The organism is Thermocrispum municipale DSM 44069, from assembly GCF_000427825.1.
In the GTDB taxonomy this organism is placed as follows: domain Bacteria; phylum Actinomycetota; class Actinomycetes; order Mycobacteriales; family Pseudonocardiaceae; genus Thermocrispum; species Thermocrispum municipale.
Window position 1 is genome coordinate 534,163 of record NZ_KE386593.1, and the last position, 15,826, is coordinate 549,988.

General features: G+C 69.0%; 17 protein-coding genes. 13 read left to right on the top strand and 4 right to left on the bottom strand.

Going from position 1 to position 15,826, the window contains the following annotated elements:
- The first annotated feature begins 38 nt into the window (after window positions 1–38).
- A complete protein-coding gene (locus YWM_RS24435; protein ID WP_425426581.1) occupies window positions 39–1,745 on the top strand; it encodes a glycosyltransferase family 87 protein in 1,707 nt (568 codons plus the stop codon).
- Here YWM_RS24435 and YWM_RS0117875 read toward each other — a convergent pair.
- Window positions 1,703–2,473: a deoxyribonuclease IV gene (locus tag YWM_RS0117875; protein ID WP_028851829.1), complete on the bottom strand. Its 771-nt coding sequence runs from the start codon at window positions 2,471–2,473 to the stop codon at window positions 1,703–1,705. The genes YWM_RS24435 and YWM_RS0117875 overlap by 43 nt on opposite strands.
- Window positions 2,474–2,648: 175 nt before the next feature.
- Between YWM_RS0117875 and YWM_RS24440 the strand changes: the two genes are divergently transcribed.
- The 9 genes from YWM_RS24440 to dnaB all read left to right on the top strand — a co-directional run bounded on the left by YWM_RS24440 (window position 2,649) and on the right by dnaB (window position 10,254).
- Window positions 2,649–3,041, top strand: a complete 393-nt coding sequence (locus YWM_RS24440; protein ID WP_028851830.1) for a hypothetical protein — start codon at window positions 2,649–2,651, stop codon at window positions 3,039–3,041.
- A gap of 111 nt (window positions 3,042–3,152) precedes the next feature.
- The gene (locus YWM_RS0117885; protein ID WP_028851831.1) at window positions 3,153–4,028 is read left to right on the top strand and encodes a hypothetical protein; all 876 of its coding nucleotides are present in this window, start codon (window positions 3,153–3,155) and stop codon (window positions 4,026–4,028) included.
- Between the two features lie 78 nt (window positions 4,029–4,106).
- Window positions 4,107–5,042 (top strand): hypothetical protein, encoded by a 936-nt coding sequence (locus YWM_RS0117890; protein WP_156914829.1) that lies wholly within the window; start codon window positions 4,107–4,109, stop codon window positions 5,040–5,042.
- Between the two features lie 441 nt (window positions 5,043–5,483).
- Window positions 5,484–5,804: a 30S ribosomal protein S6 gene (gene rpsF, locus YWM_RS0117895; protein ID WP_028851833.1), complete on the top strand. Its 321-nt coding sequence runs from the start codon at window positions 5,484–5,486 to the stop codon at window positions 5,802–5,804.
- A gap of 6 nt (window positions 5,805–5,810) precedes the next feature.
- Window positions 5,811–6,290, top strand: a complete 480-nt coding sequence (locus YWM_RS0117900) for a single-stranded DNA-binding protein (RefSeq protein WP_028851834.1) — start codon at window positions 5,811–5,813, stop codon at window positions 6,288–6,290.
- A 54-nt stretch (window positions 6,291–6,344) separates the two neighbouring features.
- The gene (gene rpsR, locus YWM_RS0117905) at window positions 6,345–6,593 is read left to right on the top strand and encodes a 30S ribosomal protein S18 (RefSeq protein ID WP_028851835.1); all 249 of its coding nucleotides are present in this window, start codon (window positions 6,345–6,347) and stop codon (window positions 6,591–6,593) included.
- An 11-nt stretch (window positions 6,594–6,604) separates the two neighbouring features.
- Complete coding sequence (rplI, locus tag YWM_RS0117910; protein WP_028851836.1) at window positions 6,605–7,066, top strand: 50S ribosomal protein L9; 462 nt, start codon at window positions 6,605–6,607, stop codon at window positions 7,064–7,066.
- 339 nt (window positions 7,067–7,405) lie between these two features.
- Window positions 7,406–8,323, top strand: a complete 918-nt coding sequence (locus tag YWM_RS24445) for an NAD-dependent epimerase/dehydratase family protein (protein WP_043661499.1) — start codon at window positions 7,406–7,408, stop codon at window positions 8,321–8,323.
- A gap of 530 nt (window positions 8,324–8,853) precedes the next feature.
- On the top strand, window positions 8,854–10,254 hold the full coding sequence (dnaB, locus tag YWM_RS0117920; protein ID WP_028851837.1) for a replicative DNA helicase: 1,401 nt from the start codon (window positions 8,854–8,856) through the stop codon (window positions 10,252–10,254).
- Here dnaB and YWM_RS24450 read toward each other — a convergent pair.
- Window positions 10,251–11,033, bottom strand: a complete 783-nt coding sequence (locus YWM_RS24450; RefSeq protein ID WP_052345096.1) for a hypothetical protein — start codon at window positions 11,031–11,033, stop codon at window positions 10,251–10,253. The genes dnaB and YWM_RS24450 overlap by 4 nt on opposite strands.
- Before the next feature lie 52 nt (window positions 11,034–11,085).
- Here YWM_RS24450 and YWM_RS0117930 point away from each other — a divergent pair, with 52 nt between their 5' ends.
- Entirely contained in the window at window positions 11,086–11,868 is a 783-nt protein-coding gene (locus tag YWM_RS0117930; RefSeq protein ID WP_028852254.1) for a dioxygenase family protein, read from the top strand.
- A gap of 181 nt (window positions 11,869–12,049) precedes the next feature.
- On the opposite strand, the gene YWM_RS0117935 is transcribed toward YWM_RS0117930, so the two are convergent.
- Complete coding sequence (locus YWM_RS0117935) at window positions 12,050–12,934, bottom strand: SDR family oxidoreductase (protein WP_043661929.1); 885 nt, start codon at window positions 12,932–12,934, stop codon at window positions 12,050–12,052.
- 162 nt (window positions 12,935–13,096) lie between these two features.
- Here YWM_RS0117935 and fbaA point away from each other — a divergent pair, with 162 nt between their 5' ends.
- Together fbaA and YWM_RS0117955 are read left to right on the top strand one after the other, a co-directional pair.
- Window positions 13,097–14,128 carry a class II fructose-bisphosphate aldolase gene (gene fbaA, locus YWM_RS0117940; protein ID WP_028851839.1) on the top strand — a complete coding sequence of 344 codons (1,032 nt, stop codon included), beginning with the start codon at window positions 13,097–13,099 and terminating at the stop codon, window positions 14,126–14,128.
- A 535-nt stretch (window positions 14,129–14,663) separates the two neighbouring features.
- On the top strand, window positions 14,664–15,071 hold the full coding sequence (locus YWM_RS0117955; protein WP_028851840.1) for a DUF3151 domain-containing protein: 408 nt from the start codon (window positions 14,664–14,666) through the stop codon (window positions 15,069–15,071).
- 66 nt (window positions 15,072–15,137) lie between these two features.
- Here the strand turns inward: YWM_RS0117955 and YWM_RS0117960 are convergent, their stop codons facing one another.
- On the bottom strand, window positions 15,138–15,782 hold the full coding sequence (locus YWM_RS0117960) for an HNH endonuclease family protein (protein WP_052345098.1): 645 nt from the start codon (window positions 15,780–15,782) through the stop codon (window positions 15,138–15,140).
- Window positions 15,783–15,826 lie beyond the last annotated feature (44 nt).

The window sequence follows — 15,826 nt, forward strand, 5'->3', positions numbered from 1 at the left end:
CGGCCGGGTTGCCGTCGGATCGCCCGCGTCAGGTGTCGCTGGAAGGCACTCAGCGCGTCATCCCGACCTGGACCGATCCGCTGGCGGCCCGGGCGAGCAAGCCGATCGGCGGTCCGCTCGGCAGGCACGCCGCGGTCGGCACGCACTGGTTCTTCAGCCCGCTGAGGGTCGCGCTGCTGCTGGCCGTCATCGCGTTGATGTTCGGCTGGTTCGGCAAGGCCGCGTGTATCCAGCAGTGGGAGAACGAGGACGGCGCGCTGGGGCTGGACTGGCGGTCCGGCAGGCCGTACGTGGCCATGTGCTACTCGGACGTCGTGCCGCTGTACGGGGCGGAGCGGCTGGACCGGGACGACTTCTTCGTCTACCGCGACGGCTGGCTGGAGCTGACCACGCCGGGCGGCGGCGACACCAGCGTGACGCTGCTGGCCACCGGGGAGGATTTCCGTGTCGCGGGCATCAGTGATCCGATCACCGCGGAAGCCGCCGACGGCGAGCAGTTCCAGCTCGCGCCCGGTGATCGCGTTCGCCCGCTGGACGGTGGTCAGCTGCGCTTGCCGGACGGGCGGACGGTGAGCCTGGGCGCGAGCGACGAGCTGCGGTTCATGGAGTATCCGCCGCTGACCGGCCTGTTCCAGTGGGTCAACGCCAAGCTCACCGACCTGTGGTTGACGGGAGTCGATGCCGGGCTGCTGCCCGGCGCCATCCCGGTCGCGGTGTATTTCAACATCACCGCGTTGTTCCTCGCCTTCGCCTGGTTGACCACGGTGTGGGCGGTGGCGCAGACGGCCCGGCGCCGTCCGTGGGACGCCGTGCTGGTGGCGATCTCGCCGCTGGTGTTGGTGCACGCGTTCACCAACTTCGACACGTTGGCCACGGCTGCCTGCGCGGCGGCGATCCTGGCGTGGTCACGGCGCCGCCCGGTGCTCGCCGGGGTGCTGATCGGCGTCGGCGGGGCGCTCAAGCTGTACCCGCTGTTCCTGCTCGGTCCGTTGCTGGTGCTGTGCATCCGCGCGGGCAAGATGCGGTCGTGGCGGGCGACGGGGTTCGCGTCCCTGGTCACGCTGCTGGTGATCAACCTTCCGCTGGCCTTGCTGTTCCCGCACGGCTGGCGCGAGTTCCTGCGGCTGAACGCCGAGCGCGGCATGGATCCCGACTCGATCTACAACGTGATCAGCACCTTCACCGGATGGAGCGGGTTCGACGGGCAGCTGGCACACAACGAGACGCCGGTCGGCCTCAACCTCTTCACCGGCGTCGTGTTCCTGCTGTGCTGTGCGGCGATCGCGTACGTGGCGTTGTCCGCGCCGCGGCGGCCGCGACTGGCCCAGCTCGCCTTCCTGGTGGTGGCGGCGTTCCTGCTCACCAACAAGGTGTGGAGCCCCCAGTTCTCGCTGTGGCTGGTGCCGCTCGCCGTGCTGGCGTTGCCGCACTGGCGGCTGTTGCTCGGGTGGATGGCGATCGACGCGCTGGTCTGGGTGCCGCGCATGTTCTTCTATCTCGGCCCGGACCAGAAGGGCCTGCCCGAAGAATGGTTCCTCGGCACCGTGGTGGTCCGGGACCTGGCGGTGCTCGGGTTGTGTGCGTTGGTCATCCGGCAGATCTATCGCCCGAGCAAGGACCTCGTGCGCAGTACCGGCGAGGACGACCCGGCGGGCGGGGTGCTCGATCGCGCGCGGGACGCGCGGGTACTGCCCTCGCCGCGTCAGCGCAGGGATTCGCGCAAGAACGCGATGTCGTCGGCCTGACCCTCGGACGGGGTCTCGACCACGACCGGGGCGCCCGCCGCCTTGGCCACGCCCGCCAGCACCTCGGGGTCGATCGTGCCGTCGCCGCCGACCACATTGGCGTGCCGGTCGCGGCCGGAGCCGAACTCGTCGCGCGAGTTGTTCAAATGCACCAGGTCGATGCGCCCGGTGATGGACATGACCTTCTCCACCGCGGTGTCCAGGTCCCAGCCCGCGGCGTAGGCGTGGCAGGTGTCCAGGCAGAACCCGGCGCCGAACTCGCCGATGGCGTCCCACAGCCGGGCCAGCATGTCGAAGTCCTTGGCCAGTGCGCCGTCGCCACCCGCGGTGTTCTCCACCAGGATCGGCACCTCGAACGGGGAGTCGACCGCGCGCTCGAACAGCTTGCGCCAGTTGTCGATGCCGACCTGCGGGTCCTCGCCCCTGCGGACGTGGCCGCCATGCACGACCAGGCCGAACGCGCCGAGTTCCGCGGCCATCTTGGCGTCCTGCGCGACGAGCTTGCGGGACGGGATGCGGATGCGGTTGTTGGTCGAGGCGACGTTGACCAGGTAGCGCGAGTGGATGACCACGTCGGCGTCGCTGGCGCGCAGCTCGTCCGCCTGCGGGTGCGGCTTCGGGGCCGCCCAGCCCTGCGGGTCGGCGAGGAAGAACTGCACCACTTCGGCCCCGCGGTCGCGGATCGCGTTCAGCGGGTTGTCGTCCTTGGCGTGAGCACCGATGCGCATGGGTGCAGGCTAGCCCGCGGCCACCACCGGTCGGGAGCTGCCCGCGGCGGTCCGCGACGAACACGCTCGGGTGAATCCCGCTGGGGTCTGCCTGCCTTGGCGCGGAGTGGTCGTCCGGTCACCGTAGGTTGTCCAGCGCAACGTAGGCGTGCGGAGACCCACAGCGAGGAAGGGTATGCGGAGAAGGCTTCTCGGTCTGGTCGTCGTGCTGGTGGCCGCCGGTTTCGTGCTGAGCGGCACGGCGTCGGCGGATGCGCCGTGGCAGAACGTCGACGTGGTGCACGGCAGTTGTGCCGCCACGGTGCTCAACGGGCGCGGTGAGCCGCTGGTGGTCGATGCGGACGCGCTGCTGGTCGACGAGGGCCTGCCCGGTGTCCGCCTTGGGTCGTCCACGGACCGCAAGGCCGAGAAGGAGGCCGTGCATCTGCCGGTCGGGGACGCGGTCGAGCTGCTCCGCCTGAATGACGTTCCGGTCGTGGGTGACCTGGCGGGGAACGTGTGCGCGGTGGTCGACGACGCCGGTGGGGTGGTGAACGCGGTCGGCCGCGCCGTGCGGGTGAACCGCTGAGTCAGTGGTTGAGAACGTATTGCCGCAGAAACTGCCGGACCGTAGCGTCACATTCACCGAACTGGTTCGTTGTCACAGGTGAAGGCAGCACGGCGAGCAGGGGCGAGACGAATGCGGGTCTGGCGGAGGACGGCGGCGCTCGGCGCGGCGACGGCCATAGCGACGGCTACGGCCGCGTTCGGGATACCGGGGGTCGCCGCGGCGGAGACGGTCAGCACCAAGTGCGGTGGTTCGGTGACCGCCCAGGTCGGCGACACGGTCAAGGCGAGCACGTCGATTCTCGGCCTCGACCTCGGCGCGGTCGACCTCGGCGTGGTCAAGGAAGGCACCACGGTGCTGAGCAAGACGGTCGGGGTGGTGCAGCGGCTGCTGTGCAAGGTGACCGTCACCGTGACCGGGACCGCCGACGAGGTCGTCAAGAACGTCGACAAGGCCGCACCGGAACCGCTCAAGCGGGTCACCAAGCCGGTGGCGGGCGCCGTGACCGGCACGACGGAGACGTTGCGGAAGGCATCCGGTGCGACGCCGGAGCCTGCGGAAGCGCCCACGGTGCCGCAGCGTCCGCCGCAGCAGAACATCTCCGGCGGTGAATCCAGCGGCACGAAGCACACGCCGACCGTCACGGTGCAGACGGTGCGGCCGTCGGAGCACAGCAGCCCGGCGGTCGGGGGAAGCCTTCCGGGGGCTGCGCTTCCCTACACCAGCCCGATGGACTTCTTCGGCGGCGACTCGTCGTTGTTCGACGCCGCGCCAGGGCTGCGCTACGGCGATACGCCGGGCTACGCTCCGCAGTTCGGAGCCCTCGGTGAAGGCGGCATCGACGACGTGAGCGGTCAGGAGATCCGCAATGCCGGCAGCGCGCGGGCGCTGGAGCGGACGCAGAACGAGATCGGCGTGCCGACGCTGATCGCGGTGCTGGTCCTGGCCGGTGTGAGCGCGGGTCTGGTCCGGACCTGGGTCGTTCGGTCCGCGACCGCGGGAAACTGACGAACGATCGCGTACCCTTTCGGGTGGCGAGTCGTTACTACCGAGTAGCCTCGCTCTACTCAGGTGAAGGAGACGTTGGTGGGTAGGTGGACTGCGCGCAGGACGGTCGCGGTACTCGCGGTCGGCGGGGTGCTGGCCGCAGGCACGTTCCTGCTCGGTACGAGTGGCGCCACCGCGACCACAGCCGCCGACACGTGCGGCGGCACCGTGAGCGGCAAGATGGGCGAGACCATCACGTTGAAGTCCTCGGCGGTGCAGGACGCAGCGGTCAAGGCGGTTCGTGGTGGGTTCGACTTCCCGCTGCTGCCCATCACCAAGAGCAACAAGACCAAACTGCGCGAGCTGTTCGAAGCGGGCAAGTTCGATCCGATCAAGCTGACCAAGGTGCCGCACGCCGCGGCGGGCGTGTTCAACGACGAGAAGATCGCTCAGGCCGTGGTGCGCACGATCGAGGCGGACAAGTACGGCAAGCGCATCCTGGCCAAGCACGGCAACCGCGACGCGGTGCTGGAGGCGGTGGAGGGGCACTGCTCCGACTTGACCGTCAAGGCCTCGAACTACGTCGCGCCGAAACAGCAGACTCAACAGCAGTCCGAGGCCGCGGGTGGCTCGTCGGCGCGCGCGCCGCGCGATGCCTCGCGTACCCGCGGCACGGCGCCCGAGGTGGCCGGTGACGAGCGGGTCGACTCGGACGCCAAGCTGCCGGAGATGGGCACCGGGTCGGCGCGTGCTCCGCAGCGTGACTACGGCAGCGTTCCGTACCAGCTGCCCGGGATCGACGCCGATGACGTGCCTGACGCGACGCCGTACGGGTCCACACCGGGCGCTGAGGACATCGGCATTCTCGGTGCCGACGACGGGCAGCCACAGGTGAGCAACGCGGGCAACGCGGAGCAGATCCAGGCGGCCGAGGGGCACGACCGTGCGCTGCAGCTGCCGATGTTGCTGGCCGTGGTCTCGCTGGCGTGTGTGGCCGCGGCCCTGGTCCGCACCTGGGTGCTGCGTCGCGTGTGACTGATCGGTGGCGTTCCGGCCGCGCCGCGTCTGGCTGATCGGTGGCGCAGCGGCCTGCGCCGCGTCTGATTGGTCTGTGGTGCAGCGGTCCGTCGCGTCTGATTGATGATCCGTGGCGTACCGGGTTGCGCCGCGATCGACGGTCGGCGGCGCACCGGTCTGCACGGCGTCTGACTCATCGGCGGTGCAGTGGTCCACGCCGCGCTCGAGGGTCGGCGGACGCCGGGCCGGCGCCGCTCACCGGCCTAAGCCCATGGTTCGACTGCGCGTCGGCCAGTGTCGCGATCGATCGGAGCGCCGCGTGCCCGTTGACTGCATTTGACGAGGTTGCCGAGGGGTGGGCCCGAGTTCGTCGGGGTCGCCAGGTAGCCTTGGGAAGCTGACAAACCCTCCTGCCACGGATGGTCCGTGGCCGTTCGAGCCCATAGGAGGTGAGTGGTTGTGTCACGCCATTACGAGGTAATGATCATCCTCGACCCCCGGCTGGACGAGCGCACCGTCGCCCCGACGCTGGAGAACTTCCTCAAGGTCATCCGCGATTCCGGTGGCACGGTGGAGAACGTCGACATCTGGGGTCGGCGTCGGCTGGCCTACGAGATCGCCAAGCACAGCGAGGGGATCTACGCGGTGCTGGAGCTCTTCGCCGAGCCGGAGGCCGTCAAGGAGCTGGACCGCCAGCTGTCCCTGCAGGAGAGCGTGCTGCGCACCAAGGTGCTGCGGCGCGACCCGAAGGCCGTCGCATCCGCATCGGCAAAGGCGTGATGCCCGATGGCCGGTGACACCATCATCACCGTGGTCGGCAACCTGACCGCCGACCCGGAGCTGCGATTCACCCCGTCCGGTGCCGCAGTAGCCAACTTCACCGTCGCGTCCACGCCGCGCGTGTTCGACCGGCAGACCGGCGAGTGGAAGGACGGCGAGGCGCTGTTCCTGCGCTGCAACATCTGGCGCCAGGCGGCGGAGAACGTCGCAGAGTCGCTGACCCGTGGCACCCGCGTGGTCGTGCAGGGGCGGCTGAAGCAGCGCTCCTTCGAGACCAAGGAAGGCGAGAAGCGCACGGTCTTCGAGCTCGAGGTCGACGAGATCGGGCCGTCGTTGCGGTACGCCACCGCGAAGGTGAACAAGGTCAGCCGCGGCTCTGGCGGCGGCGGCTTCGGCGGTGCACCGGCAGGGCCTCCTGCGGACGACCCGTGGGGTTCCGCGCCGCCGGCCGGCGGCGGTGGGTACTCCGACGAGCCCCCGTTCTAAGACCCCATTCCCCTCGATACCGGTTGACTTTCTCGAGACACCAGGAGATTCATCGTGGCCAAGCCACCCGTTCGCAAACCGAAGAAGAAGGTCTGCGTGTTCTGCAAGGCGGAGAAGAAGGGCCGCCCGGAGCCGATCGACTACAAGGACACCGCCCTGCTGCGCAAGTTCATCTCCGACCGGGGCAAGATCCGCGCCCGCCGCGTCACCGGCAACTGCAGCCAGCACCAGCGTGACGTGGCCACCGCGGTGAAGAACTCCCGCGAGATGGCCCTGCTGCCCTACACCTCCACCGCCCGCTAAGGAGAGACGTCATGGCCAAGGTAATCCTGACCACCGACGTGGCGAACCTGGGCGGCCCCGGCGACATCGTCGAGGTCAAGGACGGCTACGCCCGCAACTACCTGCTGCCGCGCGGGTATGCCATCCGCTCCACCAAGGGCGCGGAGAAGAACATCGCCACGATCCGCCGCTCGCAGGAGCAGCGCCGCATCCGCGACCTCGACCACGCCAAGGAGGTCAAGCAGACGCTGGAGAACATCGGCACCGTCACGCTGACCGCCAAGGCGGCCGAGGGCTCGAAGAAGCTGTTCGGCTCGGTCAAGGCGGCTGACGTGGCCACCGCGATCAAGTCGGCGGGCGGCCCGATGCTGGACAAGCGCACCATCGACCTCGGCGGCCACATCAAGACGGTCGGCAAGCACCCGATCGCGATCCGGCTGCACCCCGAGGTCACCGCGAACATCAAGCTCGAGGTCACCGCGCAGCCGCAGTAACCACGAGTTCGACGGCGAGGCCCTCTCCTTCGGGAGGGGGCCTTTGTCGTTGGCCGCGCGGAAGGTGTCGTAGCGGGTATCGGCCACCCCAGGTCTTCGGGCGTGGAAGCTGGCCGCGGATACCGGGCATCGCGATCCAGGGCGCAAGCGTGGAAGCTGGCCGCGGATACCGGGCATCGCGATCCAGGGCGCAAGCGTGAAGCTGGCCGCGGATACCGGGCATCGCCCCCCAGGGCCCCGGGCGTGGAGGTTGGCCGCGCGGACCCGGTCCATGCCGCGGGCACGTGTCACCCAGGTCTGGGAGTATCGGAGCAGAGCGAAGAGGCGGGAGCCCGACGCGTGCGCGTGCTGGTCACGGGAGCGAGCGGTTTCGTAGGCCGGGCGGTCACGGCTGCCCTGTCCAGGGCGGGGCACGACGTCGTTCCGCTGTCACGGCGTCCGAAGCAAGCAGCAGGCCCGGTCGCCGACATCCGCGACCAGGCAGCGGTGCACACCGAGGTGGCGGATGTCGATGCCGTTTGCCATCTCGCTGCGGTGACCCGACCGCGCATGTCGGCGTCCAACCCGGCGGAATACTGGACGGTCAACACGGGCGGAACCTTCAACGTCGTATCCGCCCTGCTCGCCACCGCGAAGCGCACCCGGCCCAAGCGGTTGGTGCTCGCGTCGACGGCTGCCATGTACGCAGCCGATGCGCCGCAACCCCTGACCGAGGAGTCGCCGATCGTTCCGGCGAATCCGTACGGCGCGAGCAAGGTGGCCGCGGACCACCTCGCCGCCGCGTGCACCGCAGGCAGAACCATCGGCGCCATCTCGCTCCGGGCCTTCAACATCGCGGGTGCCGCGAACGGAACGCCCGACCTCGACACGACTCGCCTCGTGCCGAAGATCGCCGCGATGCAAGCGGGCAAGGAACCGCGGCTGACCATCAACGGCGACGGGTCCGTCGTCCGGGATTTCGTTCATGCCACGGACATGGCAGAAGCATTCGTGCTGGCGCTGGAAGCATGCACACCCGGTGAGTGGCGGCCGTACAACGTCGGCAGCGGTTGCGGGACCTCGCTCAGCGAGATGGTGCACATCGCGGAGCGGGTCAACGGGCGCCCGGTCGCTGTGACGCACGGCCCCGCGGCCGACGAGCCACCGGTCCTTCTCGCCGACAGCTCACGCATCCAGCGCGAGCTGGGCTGGCGACCGCAGCATTCCGATCCGGCCACCATCGTTGCGGACGCTTGGCAAGCACTGACGGCGCAGTAGATGTCGCGCAGCGGGCGAGGCCGGGCGCTCTGTCTGTGGGCCGCTGCACCGCGTCCCTACTGCACGAGCGCGACACGCCGAAGAAGCGATTTGCCGCGACACGCCGATCGGCTGATCACAATCTTATCCACAACTTGTCCACAGCCTCTGACCTGCGGAAATTCCCAGAAGGGGGATACTTGTCCCCAAGCTTTCCACAGGCTTGTGGCCGCCTGTGGGCGAGTCGGGCCAATTGCCCCCAGGTAGTCCACAGAACCGTCCCCAGGCCGACTTGGCAGTGGCGTGCGGGCGGGTTTAGCGTGCCAACGTCCGCGCCGTGGGCAGCTACGGCAGCAGACCCGTCAACCCGAAGGACAGCGAGCGTCGACCTGCGCACGACCGGTCGGCGTTCGCCACGCGGTGTGTCCCGGTTCGGGCGGACGGATCGCCGCGAGTTGCCCCGACACGGCTGCCGCCTGCCCGCGGTGGGGGTATCCATGCGGCATACTGGGTATCGAACTTTTGTTCGAGACGAGGGAGGTTCAGCGGCGGTGGCATTGACCGACGACCGCAGCCCGGCGCTGGCCGGGCAGGCACCCACTTCGAGCTCCACGGGTGGCGGGTTCGACCGGCAACCACCGCAGGACATCGCGGCCGAGCAGTCGGTGCTCGGCGGCATGCTGTTGTCCAAGGACGCGATCGCCGACGTGCTCGAGGTGCTGCGTCCGTCCGATTTCTACCGGCCGGCGCATCAGGCGATCTACGACGCGATCCTCGACCTGTACAGCCGTGGTGAGCCGGCCGACCCGATCACCATCTCGGCCGAGCTGGAGCGGCGGGGCGAGCTGGCCAGGGTCGGCGGTGCCCCGTATCTGCACACGCTCATCGCCACCGTGCCTACGGCGGCGAACGCGGCCTATTACGCGCAGATCGTGGCCGAGAAGGCGGTGTTGCGCAGGCTGGTGGAGGCGGGCACCCGCATCGTGCAGTACGGCTACGGCGCGGCCGATGCGCAAGGTGATGCGGTCGACGAGGTGGTCGACCGGGCGCAGGCGGCGATCTTCGAGGTCACCGAGCGGCGCACCAGCGAGGACTACGTGGCGCTGGAGGAACTGCTTCAGCCGACCATGGACGAGATCGACGCGATCGCCTCCGACGGTGGCATCTCGCGCGGCGTGCCGACCGGTTTCACCGACCTGGACGAGGTCACCAACGGCCTGCACCCCGGCCAGATGATCATCGTGGCGGCCCGTCCCGGTATCGGTAAGTCCACGCTCGGCCTGGACTTCTGCCGGTCCGCGTCGATCAAGCACGGCATGACCAGTGTGATCTTCTCGCTGGAGATGAGCCGCACCGAAATCGTCATGCGCATGCTGTCCGCCGAGGCGCGGATCCGCCTGCAGGACATGCGCAGCGGTCGGATGTCCGACGACGACTGGACCCGGCTGGCCCGCCGGATGTCGGAGATCTCCCAGGCGCCGTTGTTCATCGACGACTCGCCGAACATGACGATGATGGAGATCAGGGCCAAGGCCCGGCGCCTGAAGCAGCGGCACGACCTGAAGCTGATCGTGCTCGACTACATGCAGCTGATGACCTCGGGCAAGAAGGTCGAGTCCCGGCAGCAGGAAGTGTCGGAGTTCTCCCGCCAGCTCAAGCTGCTGGCCAAGGAGCTCGAGGTGCCGCTGGTGGCGATCAGCCAGCTGAACCGTGGTCCCGAGCAGCGCACCGACAAGCGGCCGATGCTGGCCGACCTGCGTGAGTCCGGGGCTCTGGAGCAGGACGCCGACATCGTGCTGTTGATCAACCGGCCGGACGCCACCGAGCGGGACGACCCACGAGCAGGCGAGGCCGACCTGATCCTGGCCAAGCACCGCGCGGGCCCGACTACCACGGTCACCGTCGCCCACCAGCTGCACTACTCACGCTTCGCCGACCTCGCCCGCGGCTAGTCGCCGACGCTTCGCCGACCCTTCGCCGACCTCGCCCGCGGCTGGTCGCCGACCCGGTGCAGCACCCACACGTTCGGCTCCACGTAGGTCGCGTAGCCGTGCTCCGGCTCGCACAGCACCGGCACCAGCGCGTCCGGTACCTCGATCGGCCCCCGGGTGTCGAACGGCAGCCCGGTCCACTCCCGCCACTGCTCGAGCGTGCCGGAGATGTGCATCGACAGCGGTGCGACGTTCACGATGGTGCCTCCGGCGCGCACATGGACCCGGAGCCACGGATCATCGGGCAGCCCGTCCGTGGTGCGCTTGAGATACGACTCCATGGATTCGTCCGGATACGCCGGCTTTCCGTTGGGGCGGACGGGCGCGACGAGTTCGGAGAATCCCAGCGCGGCCACATTGCTCCGCATGGCGTCGAGCATCAGCCGCGAGAGTCCCTTGCCGCGCTGGTCGACCTGCACCGTGATCTCCAGGGCGGAGACCAGCGTCGGCTCGTCGCCGGTGAGACGCGTCTGGACACCCTGCCGGATCGCCCAGTCCCAGCCCTCCGCGGGAAGCCCGCTCGCCGGGTCTCCGTCCCACGCCAACGGCACACAGAACGATCGCGCGACCGCTCGGTCACCGTCCAACGCGAGCATCACGAACTCGGGAAAGAGCCGGACGCAGGTGTCGTAGTACAGGTCCGAGGTCCGGTCCTGCAGCATGAACGTGCTCCACGTGCCCGGGAACTTCCACAGCTTGTCGACGAGCTCCGGGCGCTCGGCGAGGGTGACCGTCTCCATGCCGCGGACCTTAGCCAGGAATACTCCGAGGCCAAACCGGGTTTTCTGCGGTATGAGCGCAGCGATGCCGGTCATCTACCTCAGCCACGGGGCGCCACCGTTGGCGGATGACCCGGTCTGGCCGACCGAGCTCGCCGCGTGGGCGCGGCAACTGCCCAAGCCGCGCGCCGTCCTGGTCATCTCGGCGCACTGGGAAGCCGCTCCGATGACCATTGGGGCAACCACGACCCAGCCGTTGGTGTACGACTTCTGGGGTTTTCCGCAGCGGTATTACCAGGTTCGATACCCAGCGCCCGGCGCGCCGGAGCTTGCCGCCGAGGTGCGCGGACTGCTGTCCGGCGCGGGCTACGGTACGGCTGACGACCCTGGTCGGGGGCTCGATCACGGCGCCTACGTTCCGCTGATGGAGATGTACCCGGAGGCGGACGTGCCGGTGCTGCAAGTGTCGATGCCGACGCTTGATCCCCGCGAGCTGTACGCGATCGGCCGACGGCTCGCGCCGCTGAGGCAGGCCGGGGTGCTGATCGTGGGCAGCGGCTTCTTCACTCACAACCTGCGCGAGATGAATCCGATGTCCGGGCCCACCGACGCCCCACCGCCGTCCTGGTCGGTGGAGTTCGACCAGTGGGGCAACGAGGTGCTCTCCACCGGAGACATCGACGCCGTGCTGGACTTTCAGAGCAAAGCCCCAGCCCCCGGGCGTGCGCATCCGCGCATCGAACACTTCGCGCCGCTGTTCGTCAGCCTCGGTGCGGGTGAGGAGGCGGGCGTGCCGCGCACGACCGTCCAAGGCTTCTGGTACGGGCTGGCCAAGCGGTCGATCCAGCTCGGTTAGGGCGGCGGTCCGCCTCGGGCCAAGCGGTCGAGCCGGCTCGGTCAAGTCACCGGTCCGCCCTTGGCCAAGCGGTCGAGCCGGCTCGGTCAAGTCACCGGTCCGCCCTTGGCCAAGCGGTCGAGCCGGCTCGGTCAGGCCGGCCGCCGGTGTGCCCTGGTGAAAGCGGTCGAGCCGGCTCGGGCTAGTCCTGCTCGATGGCCGCGCGCCCGCCGTGGCCGACCACCGCGGACTCCCGCGCGCCGCGCGCCTCGATGTCGCGCAACGCTTCCGCGTCGGCCTGCGCCAACCCAAGCCGCTTGGCGCCCAGCTCGACGAACGGCGGCAGGAACGAGCGCAGCAGCTTCAGCCCACCCACCCAGCGCGGGACGTGGATGGTGCGGGCCCGGCGCAGCGTGCCGCGCTCGATGTCGTCGAGCGCGGTCTCCAGCGGGTAGGTCTTGCCGAGTATCCCGGGCATCGAGCCACGCAGCTTCCCGAACACCGGGTGCGCATCTGCGCTGGTCACAAGGTCGGTCCTGATCCAGGTCGGGTGCGCGACGCCGACCTGCACGCCGTGATGCCGCAGCTCGGCGCGCAGACTGTTGCAGAAGGCCTCGACGCCCGCCTTCGCGGCCGCGTAGTTGGCCATCCCCGGCGCGTGTGCGATCGCCGCCAGCGACGAGATGGCCAGTAAATAGCCCTTGCGCTCGATGACGTGCGGAATCGTGACCCGGAACGTGCGCCACACGCCCAGCAGGTCGACCTCGATGACCTTCTCGAACGCCTTCGGATCGACCGACCGGACAAATCCCGTGCTGGCGATGCCCGCGTTGGCCACCACGACGTCGATGCCGCCCCACTTCTCGACGACCTCGGCGACCGCGGTCTCCAGGTCCGGCCAGCTGGTCACGTCGGCCTTCCAGGACGCGGCGTTCGGCCCAATTCGCTCGGCCACCCGGGTTTGTTCCTCCGGTTCGAGGCCGAGCAGCGCGACCTTGGCGCCGCGCGCCGCGAAGCGCTCGGCCAGCCCGGCACCGATGCCCCGCGCGGCCCCCGTGACCAGCACAACCTTGCCCTTGAGCGACATCCTGCCGAGCACGGAACCTCCTCGAATCGGCCCACCGGCGAGTAAGTCGGACCGAGAGTAACAGGCAATTTCCGGGGGTGCACCCGGCGTTGGTGCTCTGCGGCGCTCCGTTCGTAGGATGGGCTTCGACCAGGCTGGATACCGCAAGCACAAGGAGCGCCGATGCCCATCGCAACCCCGGAGACCTACGCCGCGATGCTGGACCGCGCGAAGGAAGGGGGATTCGCCTACCCGGCGATCAACGTGACGTCCTCGGAGACCCTGAACGCGGCACTGCGTGGGTTCGCCGAGGCGGAGTCGGACGGCATCATCCAGATCTCCACCGGAGGCGCCGAATTCGCTTCGGGTCAGAAGGTCAAGGACATGGTGACCGGTGCCGTCGCGCTGGCCGAGTTCGCGCACGTGGTCGCGGAGAAGTACCCGATCACCGTCGCGCTGCACACCGACCACTGCCCGAAGGAGAAGCTCGACGGGTTCGTCCGGCCGCTGATCGACATCTCCCAGGAGCGAGTCAACCGCGGCGAGAACCCACTGTTCCAGTCGCACATGTGGGACGGTTCGGCGATCGATCTGGAGGAGAACCTGCAGATCGCCGCGGAGCTGCTGGACAAGGCGGCCGCGGCCAAGATCATCCTCGAGGTCGAGATCGGTGTGGTCGGCGGTGAGGAGGACGGTATCTCGGCGGCCATCGACGAGAAGCTGTACACCGCCGAGGGCGACTTCGTCCGGACGGTCGAGACGCTCGGCGCGGGCGAGAAGGGTCGCTACCTGCTGGCCGCCACGTTCGGCAACGTGCACGGCGTGTACAAGCCGGGCAACGTCAAGCTGCGTCCCGAGGTGCTCAAGCGGGGCCAGGCGGTCGCCGCGCAGAAGCTGGGCCTGCCGGAGGGGTCGAAGCCGTTCGAGCTGGTCTTCCACGGCGGCTCGGGCTCGTCGCTGGAGGAGATCCACGAGGCGGTCTCCTACGGCGTGGTGAAGATGAACATCGACACCGACACCCAGTACGCGTTCAGCAGGCAGATCGCCGACCACTTCTTCAAGAACTACGACGGCGTGCTGAAGGTCGACGGCGAGGTCGGCAACAAGAAGGTCTACGACCCGCGGTCCTACCTCAAGGCGGCCGAAGCCGGCATGGCCGCACGCATCGTGCAGGCGGCGGAGCACCTGATGTCCGCGGGCAAGAAGATGAGCTGACGCGCGAGATTCGCGTTGGCGGAGCCGGCCGGGCTCGTTCCGGCCGGCTCTTCGCATGCCTGGGTTCTCCGGCGGGTGGGGCTGCCGTGACGCGCTTCAGAGGCGCGGGCTGAATCCTCAAGGGTTGTCGTGTCGCATTTCTGCGGGCGCGGGCTGCGATCCGCAAGGGGTTGTCGGTCCGGATGTCGGGGAACGTGCAGGCTCGCCAGCGGCTGTGGCCCGCAAGGGCGCTCGCGACGGCTGGGCTCGCCGACGGGGCCCAGGAGTCCCAGGTGCGCCGGTCTGCCATCTCGCACATCGGCGCGCTGCGCACGATGGACGGTCCCCCTGTGCCGCTCGGCTGACCCGGTGCGGCCGTTCAGCGCCCTGTCGCGCCCGCTCACATCAGCCCGTTTGTTCCTCCCCCGAGCGGCCGACCATCATGGATGGTGATGATGTCGAAACGTGTCGTAGCCGTGGTCATGGTGTTCCTGCTGGTCGTCGCCGGTGGCAGCGCGATACTCAGCCTGGTTCTCTGACCTGGCACCATGACGCCATGAGCAACCTCCTCCAACCTGAGCCGACCGCACTGCCCGGCAATCCTGCCGCCGAAGCTGCGCTCGACGCGGGCACCCCGGCGGCCGAGGTCGCCGCCGAACATCCGCAGTTCAGCGAAGCATGGGCGAAGTTGGCCGACGACGCGCTCGCCGGCGGCGACACCGTGGCCGCCTATGCCTACGCCCGCACCGGCTACCACCGCGGCCTGGACCAGCTACGGCGCGCGGGCTGGAAAGGGCACGGCCCGATCCCGTGGGACCACCGCCCGAATCAGGGTTTCCTGCGCTCGCTGGCCGCATTGGCGAAAGCGGCGGAACGGATCGGGGAGACCGACGAGTACGAGCGCTGCAAGCAGTTCCTCGTCGACTCCGACCCTGCGGCGGCCGAAGCCACCGGGCTCGAATAACGCGGCTCAACGGAAAGCGCTCGCACCCCGGCAGCGGGTGCGAGCCCTTTCCGTTCCGTCCGAACCTCAGCACGTGGCGAGCATGTCGTTCAGCGCCGCTTTCTCGTCAGAGGACGTGGTGAGTCCGTATTCGTACTTCACCCCGATCCACATACGCGAGTAGGTGCACCAGTAGGCCTGTGACGGCGGCTTCCACTCCTCCGGGCCTTTGTCGCCCTTGGACTGGTTCACGTTGTCGGTGACGGCGATCAACTGCGGGCTGTTCAGGTCGTTGGCGAACGCCTCCCGCTGAGACTGGGTCCAGCTCGACGCGCCGGTGCGCCAGGCTTCCGCGAGCGGTACGACGTGATCGATGTCGACGTCGGCCGGGTCGCTCCAGGTGGCGCCGTCGTACGGGCTGTACCAACTGCCGGAGGTCGGGTAGCAGTCGTTGCCGACCTGCACACCGGAGCCGTCTCGCTTGAGGACTTCCTCGCGGGTGTTGCAGTTGTCCCCTTGGTTGCTCCAGTGCGGGAACTTGTCGCGGTCGTAGCCGTCTTGCGAGCCGTCCGGCTGCACCGTCAGCTGACTCAGCATCGAGGCGGCGGTGGACGGACTCGGGATGTTGGGTGGCTCCGCCATCGCCGTCCCGCTCGAGGCGGCCGAGACCCCGGTGGTGAGCAGGACGGTGGAGCCAAGAACGGTCAGTGCGCGGCGAAACGCGAAGGCCATGACGTTCCCCTTCTGCCGTGTGCCAGACAGGGGGACGGTGACGC

Coding starts and splice junctions, on each gene's coding strand:
- YWM_RS0117875 (WP_028851829.1), bottom strand. CDS start 2,473: ATGCGCATCGGTGCTCACGCCAAGGACGACAACCCGCTGAACGCGATC.
- YWM_RS24440 (WP_028851830.1), top strand. CDS start 2,649: ATGCGGAGAAGGCTTCTCGGTCTGGTCGTCGTGCTGGTGGCCGCCGGT.
- YWM_RS0117885 (WP_028851831.1), top strand. CDS start 3,153: ATGCGGGTCTGGCGGAGGACGGCGGCGCTCGGCGCGGCGACGGCCATA.
- YWM_RS0117900 (WP_028851834.1), top strand. CDS start 5,811: ATGGCCGGTGACACCATCATCACCGTGGTCGGCAACCTGACCGCCGAC.
- rplI (WP_028851836.1), top strand. CDS start 6,605: ATGGCCAAGGTAATCCTGACCACCGACGTGGCGAACCTGGGCGGCCCC.
- YWM_RS24450 (WP_052345096.1), bottom strand. CDS start 11,033: ATGGAGACGGTCACCCTCGCCGAGCGCCCGGAGCTCGTCGACAAGCTG.
- YWM_RS0117930 (WP_028852254.1), top strand. CDS start 11,086: ATGAGCGCAGCGATGCCGGTCATCTACCTCAGCCACGGGGCGCCACCG.
- YWM_RS0117935 (WP_043661929.1), bottom strand. CDS start 12,934: ATGTCGCTCAAGGGCAAGGTTGTGCTGGTCACGGGGGCCGCGCGGGGC.
- fbaA (WP_028851839.1), top strand. CDS start 13,097: ATGCCCATCGCAACCCCGGAGACCTACGCCGCGATGCTGGACCGCGCG.
- YWM_RS0117955 (WP_028851840.1), top strand. CDS start 14,664: ATGAGCAACCTCCTCCAACCTGAGCCGACCGCACTGCCCGGCAATCCT.
- YWM_RS0117960 (WP_052345098.1), bottom strand. CDS start 15,782: ATGGCCTTCGCGTTTCGCCGCGCACTGACCGTTCTTGGCTCCACCGTC.